Source organism: Thermotomaculum hydrothermale, from assembly GCF_016592575.1.
Classification (GTDB): domain Bacteria; phylum Acidobacteriota; class Holophagae; order Thermotomaculales; family Thermotomaculaceae; genus Thermotomaculum; species Thermotomaculum hydrothermale.
Window position 1 is genome coordinate 1,326,181 of record NZ_AP017470.1, and the last position, 23,781, is coordinate 1,349,961.

Genomic DNA, 23,781 nt, shown 5'->3' on the forward strand with positions numbered 1-23,781 from the left:
TTCCTTACTGTCTAAACTTTCCGTAAAGTTTTTCATAAGTTTTCAATGCTTTTTCTAATTCAGCCTTATCGCTCTCATAACTTGCAGGATACCTTCCAGACTTTCTCTTAATCTCTTCTGCTTTTCTTATTCTGCCTTTTAGAGTCATAATTCTGTTAGCAAGTTTTCTCTTATTCTCCTGCTCAATTTGTTTATTTTTCTTTTCAATTTCAAGGTTCTTTTCAAACCTTGCTATGATCTCCTGAGCTTCCTTTTTCTTTTTTAGTAAATTTCTATTTCCAGGAAATTTTCTTAACCCGTCATTAACAGTTTTTAATGCAATCTTGCACTTTGAAAGATTGTTTTCGTTCTTTCCTATAGCAAGCTGTGCAGTAGCAATGAAATTGTAAATTAAAGCATTATTCATTTTACCTTTAACCTTTAAGAGATAAGGTAACGCATTTTTATAATCTTTATTTCCCATATATGCAGAACCTAACCCAAAAACAACCTGGGTGTCATTGGGATATTTCTTGTATAATTGAGAAAACAGGTTAATTGCAGTTGAATACTGTTTTGCACCTAAATAAGCATTTGCAAGATTAAGCTGTAGTTTTTTATCTCCAGGGAAGTACTTTAATCCTTTGTTAGCCACATCAACTGCCTGTAAGTAATATTTTTTCTTTGAGTTGGCATCTCTAACTCTTCTTGCCTTATTTATTAATGTATCTGTTAAAAGATAATATGTAGCCTTTGATTTTGGGTAAAGTTGCATAGATTTTGTTAAAGATTTAATAGCACCGTCTAAATTTCTATTGTGAATGTACGCAAGCCCTAATTCAAACCATGCAGATGGATTTTTAGGATTAATACCAGTTGAATTTTTTAAATCTACAACTGCTTTTGAGTGATTTTTTAACTTATTTTCACACTTTCCTTTAATAAAATAAAACATCGCCTGAAACTCTGCTGGAGACTGTGGGATATACTTTGAACAAAGTTTAATAGCTTCTTTGCATTTACCTGATGCTGCTAAAACCTTTGCCTCAAGAATCTTTACCTTGGGCAACTCAACAACCTTTTTATCTGATTTCATTGCGGCATTTTCAGCCATTCTTAGCATTTCAAGCGCTGCCTTATAATCTTTTAACTGGTAATAGCACATAGCTGCCATATATGAAGGAAAATACCAATAACTATACTTTTCAGCATCAACCTGAAATTCCTGCAATGCCTGTTTAATTTTCCCCTGTTTGTACAATTTGTAACCTAACTTGTAGTCTGCTTTCACAAAGTTAACGCTCAACAAAAAAACCAGAACAAGGATAACTGTCTTTTTCATAATCACTCCTATTTATTTATTTGGTAGATTTTGATTTCAAAATTTCTTTAAATTCTAAAGACAATTTTTTGGAAAACTCTTTACCTTCCACCTCTGCAAGTGTAAAAAGGATATTGTTTGCAAAATCAATTACTATCTTTTTTTCATTTGGAGAGGTTTTTAACCTTTTCAGGGATTTTAAAAATTCTGTTTCAATTTTATCTGAAAAACCTGGAACTGATACAGTAAATCTCCTTGCTGCCTCTTTTAAGGCCAGCATTTTTTTGTATAGAGGAGATTTTTCAAGAAAATTTATTTCAGACTCGTTTTTGCTTTCAAAAGTTGTACTTTTCACCTCGTAGGGGAACTTTGAAAGCATAACGAGATTGTTAACAATCAAACCGTAAATAAGTTTCGCAACAACAAATGGAGTCAATCCACTTTTCTTTGAAATATCTCTAATATTTGTTTGTCCATCAATATATTTTATGATTTGCAATTCTGAGGTATTCATAGTTTGCTGAGTATTAGGATTATCTATTAAAACAGGATAATAAGCAAGAGAGGGTATCTTTTTAGACAAAACTCTCCATTCGTCAAGCCTTCTTGCAGCTTCCATCAAAAGGCTTGTTAAATTAGATTTAACATTTTTAGGGTAATTCTGGTCAATTTCTCCAACTTTAAAATGGCCTTCAAGCCAAATTGCAATTTCATAAACTGCTTCATCTCCCTCAAGACTGTCTGTTTTAGCATAAACCATATTTCCATCAATCAGAACAATCTTCCCTTTTTCACCATCTTTGTTCATAAAGTTAATAAGACAGGTTTCTCCCGCCATATTGGCTAATTGTAAAATGTCAGGCAATTTTAATTCACTTAAGCTCCCCTGTAGGATCATGCTAACCTCTTTTTTATTATTTAAAACAGAGCCCGCTTTAAGCGGGCCCGTTTTATTACCTTGTGTAGCGTGTTTTCAGTGAGAACCTTATGGTAAGGGTCATTATAACATCAACTGGATGTCCTCTTAGCTTACCTGGCGTAAATTTAAGCTTCTTAACAGCATCAATTGCCGCTTTTCTAAAGAAAGGATAGTTTCTCAAATTTCCGCCTATAATCCTTATATCGCCTACCGTTCCATCCTTTCTCAAAACAGCCTGCAAAATAATGATCCCCTGTAAGCCAGCTTTTTTACCCAACTCTGGGTATATAACATTGGACATTAACTGCTGTCTTGAGTATTTAGGTTTTACAAGACCAATAGTTGCTTCACTTACAGGCCCGGTTGGTACAGGCGGTTCATCAGGAATGTCACCAACCATGTACTCAGTATCAATGTCCGGAGTGTCCTGTTGAACATTTGTTTCAATTGGAACCTCAGGTTCCGGCTCATCTGGAGTTGGATCCGGTATAGGTATTTTTTTAACTTTCTTTTCTATCTTTAACTGCTCAAGCTGTTTTTCAGGCGGAGGAGGTAACACAACCCTTGTCACTTTCTTTTCCACCTTTTTCTCTTCAACAATCTCTTTTGAACCAAAGTTAGGCAATTTAATCCAGATAAGAGCAAGGTGGAATAAAAGCGCAATCAACAACGCAATTTCAAAATACTTTTTGTCTTCATTATACTCCGCTAAATAATCCTGTAGAAGAGAATTATCTTCTACAGCAGTTACCGGAGTATTTTTTTTAGCTTCTTCTACCATAATATCCCCCGCTCTCCTTAATAACCCCAGGCTTCAAGCTCGGCAGACGTCGGTATTGAAATAGTCAATCCCTTGTCAGCCGGCAAACGGCCTTCTTTTGCAACCTGTTCTTCAACCTGTTTCAACGTATCAAGCACTGCAATCATAGATTCGTAATTGGCTTCGGGGTTTACATGAATAATTATCGGCTTCTTATAGTTTCTTGATACTTTCTGATAAACATAATCCTTTAAAAACATCATATCCCTGATAGATCTCGGCTCTTTCTGGTCAACAGAGTAAGTTCCATCAGCATTGATTTTAATATAAATTGACTCTTCTTTCTCCACCTGAGTTGTATCAGACTTATCCTGCTGAGGCAAAATATGCTCAATACCTTTAGTTGCAGAAATAACAGTAGTCAACATAAAGAAAACTATAAGAAGAAACGCAATATCTGCCATTGACGCGGTAGGGATTTCAGGCTGTTCTTTTTCTTTCTGTAACTTCATCTCATACTCCCTTACTGCTCTTTTGTTTTTAACTCAGTTAAGAACTGCAGGTTTTTAACCCTTGCCTGTTCTAACTGTTCCAATATTTTATCAACCACATGCCACTTAACTCTCTTGTCAACCTTTAAAACAACGTGATGCTCCGGGTCTTTGGACATCAAATCAACCGCAAAAGACAATACATCTGACGCGTCAATGGGATGTGTATCTTCTTTACCATCCGAAACCTTAATATAACCGTCTTCAGTTACAACAACAAATGCTGAACCTTTTACAACCTCACTCCTTACAACAGACGCAGGAAGTGTTAAAACAGTTTTGTCAACCTGGAAAACAGTTGTAATCATAAAGAAAACAATTAACAGGAATGCAATGTCTGCCATTGAAGCCGTTGGGATGTAAGCCTCAATTGTTTTTGTTTTTCTAAGTTTCATTGCTATTCCTTTCTCTTATTGTAAAGACTCTATTTCTCCGAATGTCTCCAATAAAACATTAGATGCTGATTCAATTTCTCTAATAAAACCTGCAATTAATGAGGTGTAGTAGTTGTAGAACATCAAAACAGGTACCGCAACTATCAAACCGCCAGCGGTTGTAATCAACGCCTCAGAGATACCTTCAGCAACCTTACCAGGGTCATTCAACTTTGACATAGCATCAAAAGACTGAATCATACCGGTAACTGTACCCAAGAACCCCAACATAGGAGCAAGGTTTGCCACAGAAGCAAGTATTCCAAGCCCTTTTTCCAGCCTTGCAATTTCATGAATAGCGGCATTTTCCATTGCTTTTTCAACTTCTTCCTGAGGTCTGCCAAACTTTATTAAACCAGCTTTAAGAATAGAAGCGATAGGGCTTTTATACTCTTCACAAAGATCAATTGCTGCTTTAACATTTTTCTTCTTCAAAATTCCCTTTAATCTTCCTAAAAATTCTGAAGTATTGATTCTTGCTTTATAAAGGATAAAACCTTTCCAGATAATAACAACCAACGCCATAATTGAAAAGAGAGCCAATACGTACATAATCGGGCCGCCCTTATCCATATATTCCATCAATCCGTTTGTAAATGCTTCCACTTTTTACCTCCTAAATTTTTTTTAATACTTAAATGGGTAATATACAATTGCTTTTTTTTCAAAAAGTTAAAATATTGAGCAATCACCTCCCTTAATACATTTATTCAAACATTAAAATTTTTATCATAATAGGTAGTAAAATTCAAGATAATAGGCAGTGTAACATTAATTGTGTCAGGGAGAAAAAAAACTCCTTTCGGGAAGGAGAGGTTAAAATAACCTCAGAAGAAAAATTCCCGAAAGGAGGTACCACCAATGAGTGATTTAATTTTCACTCAATTTAAAGAATTTTTCAAGAAAATGTTGCAGGAAATGTTGTTGGAAGAGAGGGAAAGATACTTAAAAGAAGCAAGAGGCCAAACAAGGGCAAACGGTTATTATAAGCGAACGCCTAAAAGCTTTTTAGGAGAGATTGAATTGCAAATTCCAAGAACAAGAGACAGTCAGTTTAAGGTTAAATGGCTTCCCCAGAGAAAAAGGGTAATGTTTTTTCTTGAAGATATTGTGGAGGCAATGTTTATAGCAGGAGTATCCACAAGAAAGACAGCAGGGGTAATTAAAAATCTCATAGGGGCTAACATATCCGCTCAATATGTAAGCAGGATAAGTGAAATATCTGAAGAAGTAATTGAAAAATGGAAAAACAGCAGATTAACAAAAACATACCCCGTGCTATACATAGACGCAACATACATTTCATTAAAAAGAGACAGTGTGGCAAAAGAGGCAGTATATGCAGTATTGGGCCTGTCTGAAGACGGTAAAAGAGAAATTTTAGGATACTTTCTTCCTGGAGGAAACGAAAAAGCATCCCTCTGGCAGGAAATATTCAGGGATTTAAAAGAAAGAGGCTTAAAAGGAGTAAAACTGATTATAAGTGATGATTTAACAGGTTTATCTGAAGCGATAAAAGAAGAATTTCCTGAGACTATGCACCAACTTTGTTGGTTTCACCTGAAAAGAAACATAAAAAACAGAGTAAGAAAACATCATTTTGAGAAAATAAAAGAAGAATTAGACGAGATAATGAAATGCGAAAGCAGGGAAGAAGGGAAAACCAAACTTCTTGCATTTATTGAAAAATGGAAAAAGATATACAGGTTTTTAAAAAACATTAAGGCAAAAGTTGATAACTATACATTCTTTCTCCTTGCCCCTGATGAGATAAGAAGTTACTTCAGAACAACAAACTGGATGGAAAGGTGTTTTAAAGAGTTAAAAGATTACATACGAATACGAGGATTTTTTCAAAATGAACAAAGTGCAGAGAAGTTTCTTTACATTTTCTTCACAGACAAGAATGAGAAGTATCAATCAAGGAGTTTAAGGTATTCTTCTTCTTTTAATCGCTTTTTTTCTTCTCTTTCCCGGGAGGCTTCCCATGCCTGACACAATTAACTTGACATTACCAGATAATATATTGCCTATTTATTATTTTCATATATAATATTCATTTTTATTTTTTCTTTTTAGTAGTTTTGTTTTTCGGCCAGTATTTAGAGATAAGAACACCGTTATCGTTAAAATAGAGAACAACCTTTCTCTTTAATTCTGGCTCTCTGTAAACCCATGCGATAACTGTTCTTCCATACTTATCTTTTTGTTCAACCTTCTCGAGGGGGTACCCTATAAGAGCCTGTACCTCTTCAAAAGTCATTTTTCTTTTTATCTTTTTAAATTCATCCTTAGTCAAAAATTCCCAATCATTGATTTTTTCAAGAAGCTTTTTAGCATCTTCGTTATTTGGGGAAAATTCAAGAACATTTTCAACCATTTCCTTGGCCTTTGAGTACTTTCCTCTTTCCATCCAGCCTTTAGCATAGTAAAGCTGAACAAAATCCATTACACTGTTTGCGTCTGCATTATTAGGATCAAGGTTTAAAATCTCTCTTGCTGAGTTGTATAACTTCTGCACCAGGTCATCTTTTTCTTTTTGGGTTTTTAGTTGGTCAAACTGCGCTTTCAAATCAAGCATAGCCTTTACTTTTTGAGCAATCTCCTGCTGATTTACCTGTGGTTTCTGTGGTTCTGCCTTTTTAGTTTCCTTTTTTCCACCGCACGCAAGCATAAAAATAGTCAAAGTAAATACAAGTAATAGAGAAAAAAACCTTTTCATACTTCCTCCTTTGTCATATACATCATCATCATTATTAACTATACACTATTTAATTTTAATTTAAAACATTTTAATCAAGAACAAAAAGACAATTTTGTGAAAAAACTCTTAAAAGTTTTTATTCTTTGGAAGATTGAAGAACAAATTTATGCCATTCTTCAACTTTTTTGCCTTCCCCATTGGTAACAATCTCTATTCCGCCTTTTATCATTGTTGCAAACGATTTAAAATCGACTTTTGCATATATAAACCCAGCTTTAAAGGCAATAGGCTTTACTTCTAAAAATCTACTATTATCAGTAATCAAATTTTTATACTTTTTATCAATAAAAAGGGTTAATTTCACTGAAGTTAAATCTTCTGAAAGAGAGATATCTTCTACCTGGCCTATTTGCACACCTCTATTTAAAACAGGCGAGCCGACACTTAAAGAAGTGATTTGGGGAGCAAAAACAAAAATCCTGAATCCCTCAAGATAAACAGTGTCAGAGGGATTTACACCTACAAGTTTAAAAACTGTTTGTCGCTTCCCAGATTTAAAATATGCAATTTTTAATGATGAACCTAAAAAAGCAGATTCAATGTTTTTGACTTCTCCAGCGGAAAACTTTGTTTTTTCAATATAGAATCTGCTTTTGTCTGACAACAGAAAAGAATATCTTTTGTCTATCAAAAAAGTGATTTTTACATTTTCATTGTCAATTGATAGCGCCTTTACTTTTCCAACAACAACTCCTTTGTAAAAGACAAGGCTTCCTTCTTTTAAACCGTATCCGTTATCAGATAAAAGATATCCTTTAACATACTCCCTGTTCTCAAGTTGCTCTAAAGTAAAAAGTTTGTATTGTTTCTTAGGAAAAGATTTTGAATTATTTAAGTTATTGTTTTTTAAAACTATAGCTCCCTTCAAAAGGGAAAGAAGATTCTCAGTTTTAACTGTAACACCCTGAAGCCCCATTTTGATATCAATTCCTGATGCTTTGTAAAATAAAGAATTTTCCTTTACAAGGCTTTTAAAATTCTTTTCAATGTATGCTTTTAATAAAAATCTGTTATTTTTTTCATCAAAAGAGATTTTGTAAACCTTCCCAATTTTCATACTTTTATAAAAAACAGGTATTCCTTCATAAATACCATTTAAATTTTCCGTAATTAAATTTAATTTAAGTCCTCTACCATTAAGATAGAGGTAATTTTCTGCTTCCTTCCTGCTTTTAAAGAGAGGGTAATAGGTTAATACTTTTCCTTTGTTTTCACTTCCTTTCAACATTGCCACTCCCCCAGAAAGTAATTCTTTCAAGGGGGAGACCTCAACTGAAGCGTTCTCTAAAGAAAAATTTAATTCTGCAGCATTTTTTTTATAAAAAACAGGGTTATACAGTAAAAGATTTTTAAATTCTTTGTAAATTATACAATTATATTTTTCCTCATACTCATTTAACATTACCGAAACAACTTCTCCGATTATCTTCTTGCCATAAAACAAATAATCACCTTCATTTAGTCCTATTGGAGATTTTGCTTTTAATACAATTGTTTTCACACCTTTGTAAGGCCTTGAATGATATAAAATATATTCTTGTTTAGGCTTGACTTTTTGGTTATAAAAGGAAAATTCAATGTGAGTCCCTTTAATCAAAGAGGATAAATTTAAACTCTCGAAATCGGGTTTTTGAATCCAGAAAAAGGATTTATAGGCAAGGAAGCCTGAATACCTCCTTTTCATTCTTACATAAAGGTACTTGACATCTTTTTCTACAATATAATCAGAGTTAACGACTTTTCCAGCTATATCTCCCTTGTAATAAATAAACTTTAAAGAGGACTGAATTTTATGGGCATTTTTTAATATAAGCTTAATCTTTTTTAAAGAGTACTCGGTATCACCCCTGGAGGGGAAAAGATAAAAACCCTTTTGATTACAAACCTGGAATTCCTCTGAAGATTTATCTAACTCACAAACAGGAGTTGAATTTTCAGGAGAATCAAATTGAATACCCCCAAAAAAGAAATTAAATATGTTGTTTACCTTTAATTGAAATTCAGGGAGAGATGCTTTAACATCCACCGGAGAGATTTTCCAGAAATGGGAGTCTACCTTAACAAGGGAAGCAAATTTATTGTTTATTGAAATAATATATTCAACATTATTCCCTTTCAATGATTTTTTTGTAATATTACCAACTATAAAGCTTTTATAAAGGACAGGTGCTCCTTCAATTAAAGAGCCATCTTCACTGTACAATCTAAAATAAGTAACATTTGTCTTTGGCTCTTCCTCAAATCCATAAAATTTCCTCTTTGATTTAAGTTTTGATAATTTCCTAACATCCGAAGTAGCGGGAGAAAATTCTATATAGCTTCCTGAAAAAATAGAAGACAAACCAGTAAACTCTGTTGGCTTTAGTTTTGGGCTTACCTTCCAGAACCTTGCCCCTTCAGTTAAATACTTTACAAAACTTTTCTTGATTTTTGCGGTTACAAAAAATTTATTTAAATTTTCAGGGTCAACCTCAATGTTCTTTACTATACCTATTTCAATTCCTTTGTATTTTACAGGCGTTTCATCCTGCTTAAACCCTCTAACATCTTTAAAAATTATTACAACAGATTCCCCCATTTTTGCATACTCGTTAAACAGCATAATGCCAGATATAATAATTGCTATTATGGGAATAACCCAGATTAAATAAATTGTAGAACGCTTAACTACCATAGGTTTCATTATTCACTCCAATATAATTTTGTATCAAATTTTTTTGTTGCTAAAATTGTAAAAATTACCACAAGGGCAAAGGGGATAACAGCTGGACCAGGTTTTGCATATGATAAAAAGCCAAACTGCACCAGAGAACTCATCAATGCCACCACAAAAACATCAAGCATTGACCATTTGCCTATAAAATGAAGGATATGGTACAGGGTAACAGCTCTTTCTCTTAAATGGTAAACCTTAAAGTGATAAACCAATAAAAGAAAAATCACCCCAACTATTTTTACTATAGGGATTAAAATACTTGCAACAAAAATAACACATGCAATAAAGTAATCTCCGTTAACAAAAAAGTAAACCACTCCGGAAAATATTGTATTTTCTTCAACCTTGCCTAATTTTCCTGTTATCATCATTGGGAGCAAATAAGCGGGAAGCATAAAAAACAATGCAGTTAAAGAATAACCCCACGATTTAAACAACACCTTTCTCTTATAATGTTCATCAAGTTTCATCTTCTACCTCTCTGTAAAAAAGCAATTCTTCCCTGTTTTTACAATGGAAATCACCACAGAAAAGGTAAACATCGTTTGGGTTAAACCATTCAACGCTTATGTAAAAGGTAACAATAAATAGAAGAAAAATTAAAGTTCCATTCCCAACCGTTACTTCTGCAAGGGAACGAAGTTTAATTATTGCTATAAGAATTCCAACAAGATAGACTTCTGCCATATTCCACTCGTGCAAAACTTTATAAAAGTTTAGCATTTTAAAGGTAGCAGGGGATAATGCTTTCAATCTGACAGATACCATTACTGCAATCCTTAATATTAGCATTGCATAGGGGATTACAATTACAGTTAGAGATAGTATCAAAGCAGTTAAATAGTATTCTGTTTCAATTAAATAACCTATACCATTAGCAAAGGTAATAGTCCTTTCAATATTGAGTATCTTTACTGAGAGCAAAGGTGCGTTGAGCATCCAGAAAAAAAGCAAAAGGCTTGTTATTGAAAGAAAAAAAACATGCTGGAAAGGCTGCCCCCTTCTATAAACAAGGCTTTTACAAACCGGACAAAGGTAGTCAGTATCTCTTGAAAGTTTCTCAATCTCAACAGTTGTCCCACAATAATTACATTCTCTTTTTATAGCCATCTTGAATTATATTGTAGCATAAAATAAAAGTTTAAAACCCTATTTAACAAGCCAGATTTCTTTTTGAAGATTTGAAAGAAACCTGCCTCCCTCTTTTGTAACAACAATTATCTCTTCTATTGTGGCGACACCGTAACCCTCAATCCTTACCCTTGGCTCTAAAGTGTAAACCTGGTTTTCCTCAATCTTTTTATATGGCAAATCTCCGTATCTTTCCCATTCAGGTGCTAATAAACCACCACCGTCATGAGCCACCCTACCTACCTGATGCCCCAATGCATGAGGGTACTCGTCAAAGCCTCTTTCAATAATCAAATTCCTTGCAATTGCGTCAATCTCTCTTCCCTCCATCCCTGGACGAATAGCTTTAGCACACTCAACAATTGCATCTCTCACTGCACAAAAGCCTTTTAAAACCTCATCTGGAGCCTGAGTTTCTCCTTCTCTCAAAACATACCATGTTCTTTGCAAATCAGAGCAGTAATCATTTATCTTTAACCCAAAATCCATATTTAAGACATGCCCTCTTTCAATAATCTTGTCTGTTGGCCCTGTGTGGGCTTCCCCTTCTTCTGGAATTCCGGTAAAAACAGAGGGACACATCTCTATATCCCAGGCAGGCTCATAACCCAAATCTTCCATTCTTTTAACCATATAATCATGGACTTGCTTTTCAGTTAAACCTGGTTTCAAATAATCCCATATTTCGTGGTATAGCTTCTCAGTCTCTTTAATTGCAAACTTTATTCTTTCAATCTCTGTTTTTGATTTCCTGCCCCTTAAAGCAGAAATAATCTCTTCAGATGATACAAGCCTATCGACATAAGGGGTTCCTTCTAATAATTTTTTTAAAGTTATAAAACTACCATAAGTTAAACCATCAGCCATTACATTGTCTTCTGAGAAATTTATTGCTATTTTTTGGGGATCTTTGTCTTTAATGTAATTTAACAAATCGTCTTTTATTGATTTAAGATAGGGTATAACCTTTTTGTAAATTTTCCTCTTTTCAATATTTGCAGCATCAAGACTCCCTATTATAGCGACACTGTCTCCGTCTTTTGTAATTATAAAAGCTGAATGCCAGGTGTAACCTGTCCCTAAAATCAGGTCAGTTGCCGGGTCGTGAAGAGTATGGCTTTCTCTTCCAAAGGTAAGCCACATATCAATATTTAATTCATTTAGTATTTGTACAGCCTGTTCAATTTTTTCCTTATACATAATCTCTCTCCTTAAATTCTTCTTGTAATTTTATATATGCCCTTACAAAGGCAGGCACATTTTTCAAATTATCCAGATGTGTGGTATCCGTTCCCCCATCCATAGAAAAAGGAAAGGGGATATTAGAATTTTTTATAAAACTTTCTGCAATTTCTTTTAGAGGGTAATTGACAGATTCATATCTCTTTGATGAGTTTTTGGAAATAGAACTCACAGAAGGAGACTCAAAGTCAGAATTATCAATTTCAGGCATTGTCCCGGTTAATATCAGGCTTTCATCACTTCCGTCGTCTAAAAGTTCCTCTTCCGAATTATCATCCATTTGTAAATCATTACTTTTAAGGACAAAACTATCATCAATAAAGCTGTGGTCAATCATTTTACTCAACTCTTCTTCAGGAAGAGGCTTAAAACTTGAATAATCGTATCCTGTTGCAATAATTGTAATTCTTAATTCATCTCCTACCTCTTCATCCTGAACCATACCTTTTATAAAATTTACATTAACGTTTGTTCCCAGAGCATCATGGGCAGCTTTTAAAATAGCATCATGTTCTTTAAGGGTTAATTCGTTATCCCCTGTTCCATAAGTAATATTCATTATTAAACCCTTTGCCTGTGCAAGTGGATAGGTTTCAAGCAATGGAGATTGCCTCGCCTCCTCAAATGCAAGGATAGCCCTATCTGAACCTGATGCTTTGCCTAACCCTAACAGGGCAAAGCCTTTATACTCAAAAATGGTTTTTACATCGGCAAAATCAATGTTTTCAACCCCTGGTTTAAATAGCATATCAACAATTCCCCTCAACGCTTTTTCAAGAACAGAGTCTATCTCTCTATATGCTGTTGAAATAGGGACATTAGGGTCAAAAATCTCTTTTATTTTGTCATTTTTTAAAATAATCATTGAATCAACATGTTCTTTCAATTCGTTAAAACCTCTTAAAAAGTTTTTGTACCTGAATGTTCTTTCTGAATAAAAGGGCTGTGTCACAATAGCTACAGAAAGAATTCCCAGCTCTTTTGCAATCTCTGCAATTACAGGGGCCGCCCCTGTGCCTGTCCCCCCGCCTAATCCTGCTGTTATAAAAAGCATGTGGGCACCTGAAATAATTGATTTAAGCTTATCCTTGTCTTCAAGAGCCGCCTGTCTTGCTATTTCCGGGTTTGACCCAGCCCCCAAGCCCTGCGTTAAGTTTTTTCCTATCTGAATTTTTACCTTGGCTTTTGATGTTAACAGTGATTGATAATCGGTGTTTACAGCAATAAACTCAACATTCTGAATATTAGATTCAATCATTCTATTTATTGTGTTGCACCCGCCTCCACCTACTCCTATTACTTTGATTTTAGGAAACAAGGTTTCCGCCTCTTCAATGATAAATTCCGGAGTCATATTTACCCCCTCTTTTTTCTATTAAAAATTGTTTTTAACTTGCCCATAACTCTATTAAAAATACCTGAACTTAATTCAGGTTTCCTCAAATCTCCTGCAAAATACTCTGCTAAACCATAGACTGGAACAAATTCAGGGGAATCAATCTCTTCAAAATCCACTCCGGAATCAATAAAAGGGGTGGCAACCACAACAGGCAGATTGAATACCTCTTTTGCAACATCAGCAATACCGTCAAATTTTGCAGTTCCTCCTGCTAAAATAACCTGGGCATAATTAATCCCTCTTGCTTTTAAGACATTACTTTGCTCAACTTCATCTTTAATTAAACTGAATATTTCCTTAACCCTTTCTCGCATAACAAGTTTCACCTGCTCAAGGTTTAGAAAAAGGTCGCTTAAAAGGTCAGGTTCAAAGAAAATATTTTTCTGAGAATCCTCTGCTTCAATTATCAGGTTGCTGTACTTTTTTTTCATTTTTTCTGCCAGTTCAAAGTTTCTGTCGTCAATATTTTTCCCAAATGCTCTCACAAGGTCAGAGGTAATTGTATCTCCCCCTAATGGAAGGGAATAAGAATGAACAATACTGTTATTTTTAAACACAACAGCATCTGTAAATGATGCTCCGAAATCAATATACAAAGCCCCGTTTTTTCTTGCAGTGTAAGGCACAGCTTTTAAACTGCCTGGAACATATGGGACTGTTACCTTATCTAAAATAACCTCAAGTTCGTCAAATATATTCTGCAATGTTGAAATTACATAGCTTTCTGCAAGAACAAAAAACATATCCATTCCAAGAGAATAAGCATGCATACCTATTGGATTATCAACAATTTCATACTTAGATTTAGGGGTGGGGGAAGTGCTGTACTCGTTTATCATAAAATCAATTAAAGTTAACTGTTGGCTTTCAGATTTCCTTTTTATCTCATCAATCAGTTTTTCAGTTAACTCACTTACATGGCTGTTATCTATAATCGCCGATCCGGTTGAATCTGCAACAATCATCTGTTTTACCATATTGTTTTGAAGGGTATTAATCGGGGGAATACTTAAATAAACATCATCAACATAATCTCCAACCTCTTCTGTCAGAGACTCAATAACCTTTTCTACCTGTTCTTTAAGTAAGTTGGGATTTTTTATCTTGCCTTCTTCTATCCCCAGTGTTTTTTCTTTTTTTGCTGCAAGAACATGTATTGTGTTTTTGTACTCTACAATCTCAAAGATTATCCCCTTTAATTCATAACTGCCAAGGTCAAGTGCAAGAGTTAATTTTCTTCCCATATATCCCCCTAATCCCCTTTTTTTACAATAAGCTGGTTGTTAAAAGAAATATCTACATAATCAATTTTCCCAAGATCTTCAATAAGCCTGTTTTCCATTCTCAAAAAAGCTTCTATGTTTTTAAACTGTCCGAACGGGTCAACATAAACTCTGGCCTTAAAGTTTTTGAGAAAAACAACCCATTTTGAATCCCTGTCTTTTACCACAATTTCTGATGTATCTTTTAAAAAATCTGAACCGTCTTTTCTATTCCTCAACATCTTTAATTTTGAAACCACATAGGGGATATAATCTTTGTCACACTGAATAATAGGCAGATACAAATAGCCAAACTTTTTAGCATAGTATCTGTTTAGAATCTCTCCATTCTCCCCTACAATCCACAATATTCCTTTCTTGTTTCTATAAAAAACAATAGGCTCCTGCTCTTCAATATAAAGAACAAGGGTTTTTGAAGGAAAATTTGAGATAGCAACAGACTTTATCCACTTAAATCTGGATTTTAAATAATGCTTCAATTCTTCCCTATCAATACTCCAGTTTACTCGACCTTTATATATTTCGAGGGCATTTTTCAAATCCTCTGCATCGTTGTATTCAACCCCTTCAATTTTTATATTTTCAATCACAAATATTCCAAATATAAAATCTTTTAAAGGAGGGAAAACAATCATACTTAAAGAAAATATAACAATTACTGTCGCAAAAGATATTAGAAGGCTTTTCCCCTTTTCTCTTATAAATCTTTTAAATCTAAAACGCAGCTTTTTAGTCACCTTACTCATTTATTGTTCTCCCAAACTCCCTTGCATAATTATCAATGTAGCCTGCTCCTAAAAACACGATAAGGTCGTATTTATCCTTATCTTTATCAAGCACATTTAAAAGTGCTTCTTTATCCTCAACAAATGAACAATTTACTTCTTTTTTACTTATTTTTTTACATAACAATTCTGAAGATACGCCTTTTATAGGTTTTTCCCCTGCAGGGTAAATAGGAAGTAGAATTAAATTTAATTTTTCAGGAAAACACTCTATAAAATCGTCAAACAATGCCTTTGTTCTTGTATATCTATGAGGTTGAAAAACTACCAGTATTTTATCTGTCTTGTAAAAATCGGATAAAGCATTTATGGTGCTTTTTATTTCTACAGGGTGATGTGCATAATCAGTGATAACCTTTAATTTCCCCCTTTCCCCAACAACCTCACACCTTCTTTTAGTTCCTGTATAAGCCTCTAAACCTGCTTTTATTTTCTTTGAAGAAATCCTTAATTCCTTTGCAAGTGCAATAACAGCAGTAGCATTCTGAACATTGAATACTCCCGGTACTTTTATTTTAAATTCTCCTATTGATTTTCCAAACTCTTTAACTTTGAAAGAGTAATAGCCCCTTCCTTTCTCAAGGTCAGAGATTGAATAATCAGCCTTTTCAGAAAAACCGTAAGTGACAACCCTCTTATTTAAGCCTGGTATTATATCAAGGCAGTTCTTGTCATCTGCATTCAAGATTATTGAGCCAAAAAAAGGCACTTTGTTTGCAAAAGCTTTAAAAGTTTCTTTTATATCATCAAGATCCTTATAAAAATCAAGGTGGTCAAGATCAATGTTGGTGATTACCACAAAAACAGGGGAAAGATTCAAGTGGGATTTATCTGATTCGTCTGCCTCTGCAATTAAGAAACGGGAGTTCCCTAATTTTGCGTTAGAATTTAATTTTTGAAAAATTCCTCCTATTATAACTGTTGGGTCGAGCCCTGCTTCATTGAATACGCTTGCAGCCATTGCTGTGGTCGTCGTCTTTCCATGAGTTCCGCTTATTGCAATCCCATACTTCATTCTCATTAATTCTGCAAGCATTTCCCCTCTTCTAATAATTGGAATGCCTCTTTTTTTAGCCTCAATAACCTCTATATTATCACCTTTTATAGCGGTTGATATGACAACCAAATCAGCACCATCAAGGTTATGGGGGTTATGACCGTAAAAAACCTTTATCCCCAAATTTTCAAGCCTTTCTGTATAAATAGACTTATTTAAATCAGAGCCCTGTACATTAAATTTTAAATTGTGTAAAACTTCTGCGATGCCGCTCATTCCTGTTCCGCCAATTCCAATAAAATGTATAGTTTTAATTCTCCAGAACATAATTACCCCTTAACCCTTGCCTTCATTACTAACGCTATCATTATAATGTTTGAAATATAGGAAGACCCACCGTAACTTACCAATGGCAATGAAATTCCTTTTTCAGGGAAAACCTGAAAATTTACCCCAAAATGCAAAAGCGCTTGCATGAATATTACAAATGCAATGCCTAAAGTTATGTAATGAACAAAAACACTTTCAGTGCTAAAGGAAATTTTAGTTATTGCAAAAAACATTATTAAAAACAAAAGCCCTATCAGGGAAATCCCTACTATTCCCAATTCCTCTAAGGCAAGAACAGCTATATAGTCATTGTGTTTTGCAGGTAAATACTTGGTAAAATATCCCTGCGATAAGCCTGAACCCAACCATGTTGCATTTTCAATTGCCTGTTTAACCTTTAGAGATTGTTCTGAATACCCGCTTGAAGTATCGACTGTTATAGGATCAAATTTAACCTGCATTTTGGAGATATTTAAGTCAACTTTGTATGGGAAAATCATTGCCCTGAACCTTTCTATTCTATTTAACTGGTAGGACTTCATTGAATCTACTTTGTTTTTAAAAGTAGATGATAAAAAATAAAGAGCAAAGGCAACTAAAATCCCTGCTGTTAGTAACCCAAATGATGCCTTGATTTTTACCCTGTTGTACAGCCCTGCAATAAAAAATAGCAAAGAACCTATCACAAATATGAAAAAACTCATTCCAAGATCAGGTTCAAATAGAATTAGAGCACATATAATACAAACAGTCAGGTATGCAATTAACTGAACCACCTCATTTTTATGAAATTTGTATATAACATAAGAAACTAAAATCACTACATATAGTTTTGCAAATTCTGATACCTGAAGGGAAAATGGCCCTATAAACAACCACCTTTGTGCCCCATTAATTTTCTTGCCTGCAATAAGTATATAGATTAACAAACTTATTATTACCACACCACCAACAGCATAAATCCAATCATAAAGCAAATATTCGTATTTAAAAAATTTGATTATCAACATTAACAAAACCAGTCCTATAACAACTATAATTACGCTTTTAAAAAAATAAGTGCTATTAGTTGTAATTATTGAAGCATTCAACAATAGTCCAAAAAAAGTAAGAACAATTGTTGAAATAGCCACTATTAGTTTTTCAAAGTTCATCTTTCAGCCTCTTTACCAGGTTTTTAAAAACCTTACCCCTTTCCTCATAATTCTTGAACTGGTCAAAACTGGAGCATGCAGGGGATAGTAAAATCACATCTCCTGGATTTGCTTCATTAAATGCATGCTTTATCGCGTTTTCAATATTTATTGATATCTCGCAATCAATAATACCTTTCATTTTACCCATAAAAATTGGAGCTGAATCCCCTATAAAATAGCCTTTCTTTATATTTTCCCTGTATATGTAAAAGTCTTCAAAATCTCCCCCTTTATAAATACCGCCTGCTATCCACCTGATATTTTTAAAAGAAGAAAGGGCTTTTTTAACAGAATCGAAATTTGTAGCCTTTGAGTCATTGTAAAAATAAACCCCTCTTATAATATCTACAAATTCAAGCCTGTGCTCTATTGGGTTAAAACTTCTTATTTTTTCAACACAATGTCTTAACCCTATCCCTGCTTCATGAGCCATTGATATTGCAAAAGCTGCATTGTATAAATTGTGCAAGCCTTTAAACCTTACCTGCTCACTTCTCAAAATCAAATTTCTTTCATAGTAAATCCCTTTTTCGTCAACACCTATTGGAAGGGTTTTCTCACCTATCCATCTTGTAAATGATGGTAGTTTATCTCTATAATTAAGCAATCCATCGTCATCTGCATTCGCAAAAAACACAGTATTTTTGTTCATATTTTTAAATATATTAAATTTGGCAAAGTAGTAGTCTTCAAGGGAGTTATACCTGTCAAGGTGGTCAGGGGATAGATTTAATATGCATGCAATTTTAGGTTTAAAATCCTTTATCAATTCAAGCTGAAAGGACGAAAGTTCAACCACATACCAGCCTTCAAACTTTTGCTCAATCAAAGCTTTACAAAATGGATAGCCATAGTTCCCGCAAACTGCTGTCTCCTCTTCACCGTGCATTATATGTCCCACCATTGCCGTTGTTGTTGTTTTCCCGTTTGAACCAGTAATACCTATCACATTGCCTTTTAAATATCTGAAACCAAATTCAATTTCTGATATAACATCGCTATTTTTTTCTAAGAAGAATTTAACAATCTTGTTTGTTTGAGGTACTCCAGGGGAAACAACAACTGTATCAAAATCAACCTTTTTAACTTGCTCGGATGACAAAAGCTCAACCCCGTATGCATTCAAAAATAATCTTGTGTTGTCTTCTATCTTCTCAGGATAATCGTCGTACAAAAAGCATTGATGATCCATAAAATGGCCTAATTCAAGGGCTGAAAGCCCGCTTTTCCCCCCTCCTATTACCAATAACTTTCTCATTTTTCTCCCCATTTTTTAATAATTTCATCAATTATTACTTCACCTTTCATACCCCTTGATGCTTTTACAATAATTAAATCTCCCTCTTTAACAATATTATTAATCTCTTCAGCAACATTTATATTCTTCTCAAAGTGGAATTTTGCTTTTCCCTCAACTTCGCTGTTTATAAATCTTGCGTCCTTTCCCCATGTGATTATTAAATCAAAATCACTCTTATTTAACAATTTGCCTATTTCTCTATGCATCTCCTCAGAAAAACCGCCTAACTCTAACATATCCCCTATTATTGCGACCTTCCTTCCTTTATGCTCAACAGAAGAAAAATGACTAATAATTCTTTTTAATGCCTCAGGATTTGAATTATAGCAATCGTTGTACAACAAAATTCTATCTTTTATAACAAATCTCCCTCTATTTTCAAGTGGAACAAATGATTCGACACTCTCCTTTATTTTTTCAATCGAGACATTAGCAAGTAATGCTGTTAGAACAGATGCCGCAATGTTGTAACAGTTAAAATCTCCCACAAGTGAGGATTTCAAAACAATATCCTTTCCTTCAAACTCCAAAACCAAAATAGAACTATTAAGCCCTGTCTCACACTTTTTTATTTTTAAATCAGCGCCATCTGCCTTTCCAAACGAGTATTTTACTCCTATTGCCCTATCAACCTTACTTTTTACAAGTATGTCATCATAGTTATAAACAATAACTGTATCGGGGTCCTGATTAAGAAGAATCTCAGCCTTAGCGTCTCTAACCTCTTCTATGCTACCAAAATTTCCTATATGCGCAGGATATACATTTAGCCATACCCTTATATTTGGATTTAAAATATCAATAAGTCTTTTAATTTCTCCCTTATAGCTCATTCCCAATTCTGCTATAAAATAGTCAATCTTTTCATCAACAGTATTTAATATAGAAAGGGGCAAGCCTAATGTGTTGTTGAAGTTTCCTAATGTTGACCTTGTTTTAAAGTATGATTTGAAAATGTGGTATGTAAGTTCTTTGGTTGTTGTTTTTCCTGCACTCCCTGTAATTGCAACACTATCAGAAACCTTCTTTGATACAAGGTTTTTTGCAGCTTTCTGTATTGTTTGAACCGTATCTCCAACAAAAAATAAATTTTCAAATGCGTCTAAATCTATACTTCTTCTCTTGTAGCTTAAAAGATAAGAACATGCTCCTTTTCTTTTGGCATCCTCAATAAACCTATGGCCATCGTCTCTATCTGTTTTAATAGCTATAAACATTTCTCCTTCTTTAATAGTCCTTGTGTCTATTGAAAATCCCTTAATCTCTCTTTCTTTGAAATTGTAGGCTTCTTTTCCTATTAACTTTGCAAATTCACTTACTTTCATTTAAAGCCTCCAGAGCAATTTCTCTGTCGCTGAAAGGAATTTTTCTATTCCCTATAATCTGGTACTCTTCATGGCCTTTGCCTGCTAAAACAACTATATCACCTTTTTTAGCACCTGAAATTGCTTCAAAAATAGCATCCTTCCTATCTTCAATATAGGCTACATCTTTTTCGTATGTTTTTCCTTTTTTTATATCTGAAAAGATTTCTGATAAATCTTCGCCTCTTGGATTATCAGCCGTTACAAAAACCCTATCGGAATATTTACATACAGCTTCAAGCATAAGAGGCCTCTTGCTTCTATCCCTATCTCCACCACATCCAAAAACAGTTATTAACTTTCCTTCAGTGTGTTTTTTTACTGAAGAAAGCAAGTTTTCAAGTCCCTCAGGAGTGTGGGCAAAATCAACAATAACAGTAATTCCTTTTTGTGAATGTATTTTCTCTACCCTTCCAGGTACAAAAAAGGATTTTTCAATTTTCTTAAAAAAACCGTCTATGTTTACTCCAAATCTTTCAAGCACCGCAATTGCAAATCCTAAGTTGTATGCATTGTAATCCCCTATCATTGGAAATAAAGTCTTTTTCTCTTTTCCTTTAATTGAAAAAGTAATCTCCAATCCGTCAGCTTTCCTTTCTATTTTGTTTATTTTTATATCTGGATTGTTATTCATGCCCACTGTGATTGGGTTTTTGCACATACTTTTTAAAGAATTGAAAATTTCTAAATCACTATTCAATACACAAAAACCACTATCTTTTAACATTGAAAAAACCTTTAACTTTGCATTTAAGTATTCTTCCATTGTTTTGTAGTAATCAAGATGATCTTGCGAAAAGGTCGTAAAAACAACGGCGTCAAATTCCAGTCCAAAAACCCTTTTTAATGTTAAGGCATGGGCTGAAACTTCAATAACCGCGTTTTTAATACCTGAATCAACCATTTCCCTTAAATATTTGAAAATGTCAGTTGATTCAGGGGTTGTAAGCCTGGCTTTTTCACTTCTTTTGCCTGTTATTATTTCAATTGTAGAAATTAATCCTGCATTCAACCCTTCTTTAATAAGGTAAGATGTTGTGGTTTTCCCATTTGTGCCTGTTATCCCGACAATTTTAAGAAAATTCTGGGGATTTCCATAAAAATTAGCAGATGCAATAGCCTGTGCTTCCAGTATATCCTCAACAACAATACAGGGAAAGTTTTTAAAACCTTCCTCTCCAAAAAAAACGGAAACCCCCTTTTTAAAGCACCCAGGGATAAAACGGAAGCCGTCGTATTTCAAGCCTTTTCTGGCAAAATATGCAAAATTTTCTTTACAATCTCCTGAATGATAGCAAACCCCTCTTATCTCAGTTTCAAGGTCTGCGTTTATCTCCTTAATTTTAATACCTTTTATCAAATCTTTTAATTTCATTACATATTTCCGTAAAGTTTATAAAAGTTTTTGCCTATTTTCTTGTAACCAACAACATAGCCATGTCCTTCAAAAACACAATCACACCCTTTCAAAGATAGTAGTTGCATAGCCTCTCTAAATGAAAGCCCTTTTATTTTAAGTGGGTCATTATCACTTTCATCAACCTTTGATGCTAATAATGGCCTATTTTTTTCTGGCAAAGGTATCTCTTCACTTGAAATTTCTTCTATTAAAAATGGATATATCTTTTCAACAATCTCTCTAAAAACAGGTGCAGCAACATCGCCACCATAAAAATATTTCCCTTTTGGATTGTCAACAACTACATAGATAGAAATTGCAGGATTATCAACCGGGAAAAACCCAAAAAATGAAGCAATGTAATTATTAGAGTACTTGCCTCTGATTAGCTTTTTTGAGGTACCTGTTTTTCCACCTATTGAAATTCCGTCAATACTGGCCTTTCTTCCAGTACCTTTTTCAACCACTCCTTTGAGTATTTGTCTCATTACAGAAGAAGTACTCTCGTCTATCACTTTCCATCTCTTTTGCTGAGAAATAGTCTGAGATTTAACACTTGCTTTAAGTATAGAAGTTGAAGGCTCGCAAATCTCTTTCACAATTAATGGAGAGATGTAGTATCCACCGTTAATAACAGCATTCAAAGCTGTTATCATTTGAACTGCGGTAACCCCTATTCCGTAACCAAAAGACATTGAAATTTTTCTCTGTAATGTAAACTCTTTCCTTGTAGGGAATAAACCTCTGCTTTCCTTATAAAAAGGAATACCTGTTCTCATTCCAAAACCAAACATTTTTAAGCCATTGTAAAAATCATCATCTTTAACCTTCATAGCAATCTTGGATATTCCCACATTACTTGAATGCCACAAAATTTCCCTGAAACTTAAATTCCCAAACTTTTTGTGGTCTTTTATAACTCTTCTTTTTATCCTTAACATTCCATTTTCACAGAAAAAGGTGTCTGTCTCTCTAACAGCCCCTAAGTCAAGGGCAAGAGAGCCTACAATCGGTTTCATTGTCGAACCAGGCTCATACGCTCCCCTTATAATCAGGCTGTTCATGTTTCCATATTTTCTTGAAATACTGACAAGTGAAAGGATTTCCCCTGTTTTAGGTTTTGACACAATAACATAAACATTGTCTGCTTTATGTTTTTTCAAAGTTTTTTTAGCAATTTTCTCACATATAAACTGAACTGATGAATCAATTGTTAAAATCAGGCTCTTGCCGTCCACTGGCCTTACCTCTTTGTAAAGCCCTACCCTTCTGTCAAAAAAGTATGTCCTAAAACCATCCTGGCCTTTAAGAATATCGTCAAAGCTTCTTTCAAGCCCTATTTTTTTCAACCCCTCTTCATCCCTGTACATATAGGCAAGGAATTTAGGATAAAATTCATCTGTGCTGTAATATCTTTTGTATTCGTAATCATAAATTAAAACATCTCCTAATTTTAATTTATTTAACCTCTTTCTTATCTTTTCCAGATAATTTTCTTCAAAAAATTGATGATACGGAATTTCTGCAACTTTAACAGTAAAATGGTTTGATTTAACCAACCTATTGAATTCCCTTTTTCTAATTTTTTTCCCAAAGAGTTTAAGGATTTTACTGTAATTGTTGTAACCTATTTTTTCTAAAACATCTCTCCTTATAGACACTTTTGCCACATAAAAATTGCCTGCAATTATATCCATATTTCTATCATAAATAGTGCCTCTAATGGCTTTTAAAACCTCTTTTTGTTTACCTGTGTCTGAATATGCAAAAACCTTTTTTGTATTTGCTTTAAGAAACATTGACAAAAAAATTACGATATAAAGAGAACAAAGTATTCCGGAAACTATAAAAAACTTTTTCCTTTTAGCATAAGCAACATTTTTCGTTCTGATGGTTATCCATCTTTCCATA

Annotated in this window: 21 protein-coding genes; 1 reads left to right on the top strand and 20 read right to left on the bottom strand. The window is 34.0% G+C overall.

Annotated elements, in window-relative coordinates; translation table 11 throughout:
* Window positions 1–4 precede the first annotated feature (4 nt).
* Genes TTHT_RS06085 through TTHT_RS06110 form a run of 6 tightly spaced genes read right to left on the bottom strand, consistent with a single transcriptional unit; the run spans window position 5 to window position 4,570 of the window.
* Window positions 5–1,321, bottom strand: a complete 1,317-nt coding sequence (locus TTHT_RS06085; protein WP_201327088.1) for a tol-pal system YbgF family protein — start codon at window positions 1,319–1,321, stop codon at window positions 5–7.
* Window positions 1,322–1,337: 16 nt separating this feature from the next.
* Window positions 1,338–2,198 (bottom strand): DUF4388 domain-containing protein, encoded by an 861-nt coding sequence (locus TTHT_RS06090; RefSeq protein WP_201327089.1) that lies wholly within the window; start codon window positions 2,196–2,198, stop codon window positions 1,338–1,340.
* A 55-nt stretch (window positions 2,199–2,253) separates the two neighbouring features.
* A complete protein-coding gene (locus TTHT_RS06095; protein ID WP_201327090.1) occupies window positions 2,254–3,000 on the bottom strand; it encodes an energy transducer TonB in 747 nt (248 codons plus the stop codon).
* Window positions 3,001–3,017: 17 nt separating this feature from the next.
* Window positions 3,018–3,491, bottom strand: coding sequence for an ExbD/TolR family protein (locus TTHT_RS06100; RefSeq protein WP_201327091.1), 474 nt, complete (start codon window positions 3,489–3,491; stop codon window positions 3,018–3,020).
* Window positions 3,492–3,502: 11 nt separating this feature from the next.
* Window positions 3,503–3,925 (bottom strand): ExbD/TolR family protein, encoded by a 423-nt coding sequence (locus TTHT_RS06105; RefSeq protein WP_201327092.1) that lies wholly within the window; start codon window positions 3,923–3,925, stop codon window positions 3,503–3,505.
* Window positions 3,926–3,940: 15 nt separating this feature from the next.
* Window positions 3,941–4,570: a MotA/TolQ/ExbB proton channel family protein gene (locus TTHT_RS06110; protein ID WP_201327093.1), complete on the bottom strand. Its 630-nt coding sequence runs from the start codon at window positions 4,568–4,570 to the stop codon at window positions 3,941–3,943.
* Between the two features lie 255 nt (window positions 4,571–4,825).
* Here TTHT_RS06110 and TTHT_RS06115 point away from each other — a divergent pair, with 255 nt between their 5' ends.
* Entirely contained in the window at window positions 4,826–5,959 is a 1,134-nt protein-coding gene (locus TTHT_RS06115; RefSeq protein WP_201327094.1) for an IS256 family transposase, read from the top strand.
* A 67-nt stretch (window positions 5,960–6,026) separates the two neighbouring features.
* Here the strand turns inward: TTHT_RS06115 and TTHT_RS06120 are convergent, their stop codons facing one another.
* The 14 genes from TTHT_RS06120 to TTHT_RS06185 form a co-directional block, all read right to left on the bottom strand.
* The gene (locus TTHT_RS06120; RefSeq protein WP_201327095.1) at window positions 6,027–6,686 is read right to left on the bottom strand and encodes a hypothetical protein; all 660 of its coding nucleotides are present in this window, start codon (window positions 6,684–6,686) and stop codon (window positions 6,027–6,029) included.
* Window positions 6,687–6,804: 118 nt separating this feature from the next.
* Window positions 6,805–9,411, bottom strand: coding sequence for an MlaD family protein (locus TTHT_RS06125; RefSeq protein WP_201327096.1), 2,607 nt, complete (start codon window positions 9,409–9,411; stop codon window positions 6,805–6,807).
* Entirely contained in the window at window positions 9,411–9,914 is a 504-nt protein-coding gene (locus tag TTHT_RS06130) for a paraquat-inducible protein A (RefSeq protein WP_201327097.1), read from the bottom strand. The genes TTHT_RS06125 and TTHT_RS06130 overlap by 1 nt, the downstream gene beginning before the upstream one ends.
* Window positions 9,904–10,554, bottom strand: a complete 651-nt coding sequence (locus tag TTHT_RS06135) for a paraquat-inducible protein A (RefSeq protein WP_201327098.1) — start codon at window positions 10,552–10,554, stop codon at window positions 9,904–9,906. The genes TTHT_RS06130 and TTHT_RS06135 overlap by 11 nt, the downstream gene beginning before the upstream one ends.
* 39 nt (window positions 10,555–10,593) lie before the next feature.
* Window positions 10,594–11,775 (bottom strand): M24 family metallopeptidase, encoded by a 1,182-nt coding sequence (locus TTHT_RS06140; protein WP_201327099.1) that lies wholly within the window; start codon window positions 11,773–11,775, stop codon window positions 10,594–10,596.
* Window positions 11,768–13,171 carry a cell division protein FtsZ gene (ftsZ, locus tag TTHT_RS06145; protein WP_201327100.1) on the bottom strand — a complete coding sequence of 468 codons (1,404 nt, stop codon included), beginning with the start codon at window positions 13,169–13,171 and terminating at the stop codon, window positions 11,768–11,770. Before ftsZ ends, TTHT_RS06140 begins: the two co-directional genes overlap by 8 nt.
* Before the next feature lie 2 nt (window positions 13,172–13,173).
* Window positions 13,174–14,460 carry a cell division FtsA domain-containing protein gene (locus TTHT_RS06150; protein WP_201327101.1) on the bottom strand — a complete coding sequence of 429 codons (1,287 nt, stop codon included), beginning with the start codon at window positions 14,458–14,460 and terminating at the stop codon, window positions 13,174–13,176.
* A gap of 8 nt (window positions 14,461–14,468) precedes the next feature.
* Entirely contained in the window at window positions 14,469–15,245 is a 777-nt protein-coding gene (locus TTHT_RS06155; RefSeq protein ID WP_201327102.1) for a cell division protein FtsQ/DivIB, read from the bottom strand.
* Window positions 15,238–16,608 (bottom strand): UDP-N-acetylmuramate--L-alanine ligase, encoded by a 1,371-nt coding sequence (gene murC / locus TTHT_RS06160; protein ID WP_201327103.1) that lies wholly within the window; start codon window positions 16,606–16,608, stop codon window positions 15,238–15,240. The genes TTHT_RS06155 and murC overlap by 8 nt, the downstream gene beginning before the upstream one ends.
* A 2-nt stretch (window positions 16,609–16,610) precedes the next feature.
* Window positions 16,611–17,765, bottom strand: a complete 1,155-nt coding sequence (locus tag TTHT_RS06165) for an FtsW/RodA/SpoVE family cell cycle protein (RefSeq protein ID WP_201327104.1) — start codon at window positions 17,763–17,765, stop codon at window positions 16,611–16,613.
* A complete protein-coding gene (gene murD, locus TTHT_RS06170) occupies window positions 17,755–19,065 on the bottom strand; it encodes a UDP-N-acetylmuramoyl-L-alanine--D-glutamate ligase (protein ID WP_201327105.1) in 1,311 nt (436 codons plus the stop codon). The genes TTHT_RS06165 and murD overlap by 11 nt, the downstream gene beginning before the upstream one ends.
* Complete coding sequence (locus TTHT_RS06175) at window positions 19,062–20,432, bottom strand: UDP-N-acetylmuramoyl-tripeptide--D-alanyl-D-alanine ligase (protein ID WP_201327106.1); 1,371 nt, start codon at window positions 20,430–20,432, stop codon at window positions 19,062–19,064. Before TTHT_RS06175 ends, murD begins: the two co-directional genes overlap by 4 nt.
* On the bottom strand, window positions 20,419–21,846 hold the full coding sequence (locus TTHT_RS06180) for a UDP-N-acetylmuramoyl-L-alanyl-D-glutamate--2,6-diaminopimelate ligase (protein WP_201327107.1): 1,428 nt from the start codon (window positions 21,844–21,846) through the stop codon (window positions 20,419–20,421). Before TTHT_RS06180 ends, TTHT_RS06175 begins: the two co-directional genes overlap by 14 nt.
* Window positions 21,846–23,780: a penicillin-binding transpeptidase domain-containing protein gene (locus TTHT_RS06185; RefSeq protein ID WP_201327108.1), complete on the bottom strand. Its 1,935-nt coding sequence runs from the start codon at window positions 23,778–23,780 to the stop codon at window positions 21,846–21,848. The genes TTHT_RS06180 and TTHT_RS06185 overlap by 1 nt, the downstream gene beginning before the upstream one ends.
* Window position 23,781: the final 1 nt, after the last annotated feature.

Coding starts and splice junctions, on each gene's coding strand:
- TTHT_RS06130 (WP_201327097.1), bottom strand. CDS start 9,914: ATGAAACTTGATGAACATTATAAGAGAAAGGTGTTGTTTAAATCGTGG.
- TTHT_RS06180 (WP_201327107.1), bottom strand. CDS start 21,846: ATGAAATTAAAAGATTTGATAAAAGGTATTAAAATTAAGGAGATAAAC.
- TTHT_RS06175 (WP_201327106.1), bottom strand. CDS start 20,432: ATGAAAGTAAGTGAATTTGCAAAGTTAATAGGAAAAGAAGCCTACAAT.
- TTHT_RS06185 (WP_201327108.1), bottom strand. CDS start 23,780: ATGGAAAGATGGATAACCATCAGAACGAAAAATGTTGCTTATGCTAAA.
- TTHT_RS06140 (WP_201327099.1), bottom strand. CDS start 11,775: ATGTATAAGGAAAAAATTGAACAGGCTGTACAAATACTAAATGAATTA.
- TTHT_RS06095 (WP_201327090.1), bottom strand. CDS start 3,000: ATGGTAGAAGAAGCTAAAAAAAATACTCCGGTAACTGCTGTAGAAGAT.
- TTHT_RS06155 (WP_201327102.1), bottom strand. CDS start 15,245: ATGAGTAAGGTGACTAAAAAGCTGCGTTTTAGATTTAAAAGATTTATA.
- murD (WP_201327105.1), bottom strand. CDS start 19,065: ATGAGAAAGTTATTGGTAATAGGAGGGGGGAAAAGCGGGCTTTCAGCC.
- TTHT_RS06165 (WP_201327104.1), bottom strand. CDS start 17,765: ATGAACTTTGAAAAACTAATAGTGGCTATTTCAACAATTGTTCTTACT.
- TTHT_RS06115 (WP_201327094.1), top strand. CDS start 4,826: ATGAGTGATTTAATTTTCACTCAATTTAAAGAATTTTTCAAGAAAATG.
- TTHT_RS06150 (WP_201327101.1), bottom strand. CDS start 14,460: ATGGGAAGAAAATTAACTCTTGCACTTGACCTTGGCAGTTATGAATTA.
- TTHT_RS06135 (WP_201327098.1), bottom strand. CDS start 10,554: ATGGCTATAAAAAGAGAATGTAATTATTGTGGGACAACTGTTGAGATT.
- TTHT_RS06125 (WP_201327096.1), bottom strand. CDS start 9,411: ATGAAACCTATGGTAGTTAAGCGTTCTACAATTTATTTAATCTGGGTT.
- TTHT_RS06100 (WP_201327091.1), bottom strand. CDS start 3,491: ATGAAGTTACAGAAAGAAAAAGAACAGCCTGAAATCCCTACCGCGTCA.
- ftsZ (WP_201327100.1), bottom strand. CDS start 13,171: ATGACTCCGGAATTTATCATTGAAGAGGCGGAAACCTTGTTTCCTAAA.
- TTHT_RS06105 (WP_201327092.1), bottom strand. CDS start 3,925: ATGAAACTTAGAAAAACAAAAACAATTGAGGCTTACATCCCAACGGCT.
- TTHT_RS06090 (WP_201327089.1), bottom strand. CDS start 2,198: ATGATCCTACAGGGGAGCTTAAGTGAATTAAAATTGCCTGACATTTTA.
- murC (WP_201327103.1), bottom strand. CDS start 16,608: ATGTTCTGGAGAATTAAAACTATACATTTTATTGGAATTGGCGGAACA.
- TTHT_RS06120 (WP_201327095.1), bottom strand. CDS start 6,686: ATGAAAAGGTTTTTTTCTCTATTACTTGTATTTACTTTGACTATTTTT.
- TTHT_RS06085 (WP_201327088.1), bottom strand. CDS start 1,321: ATGAAAAAGACAGTTATCCTTGTTCTGGTTTTTTTGTTGAGCGTTAAC.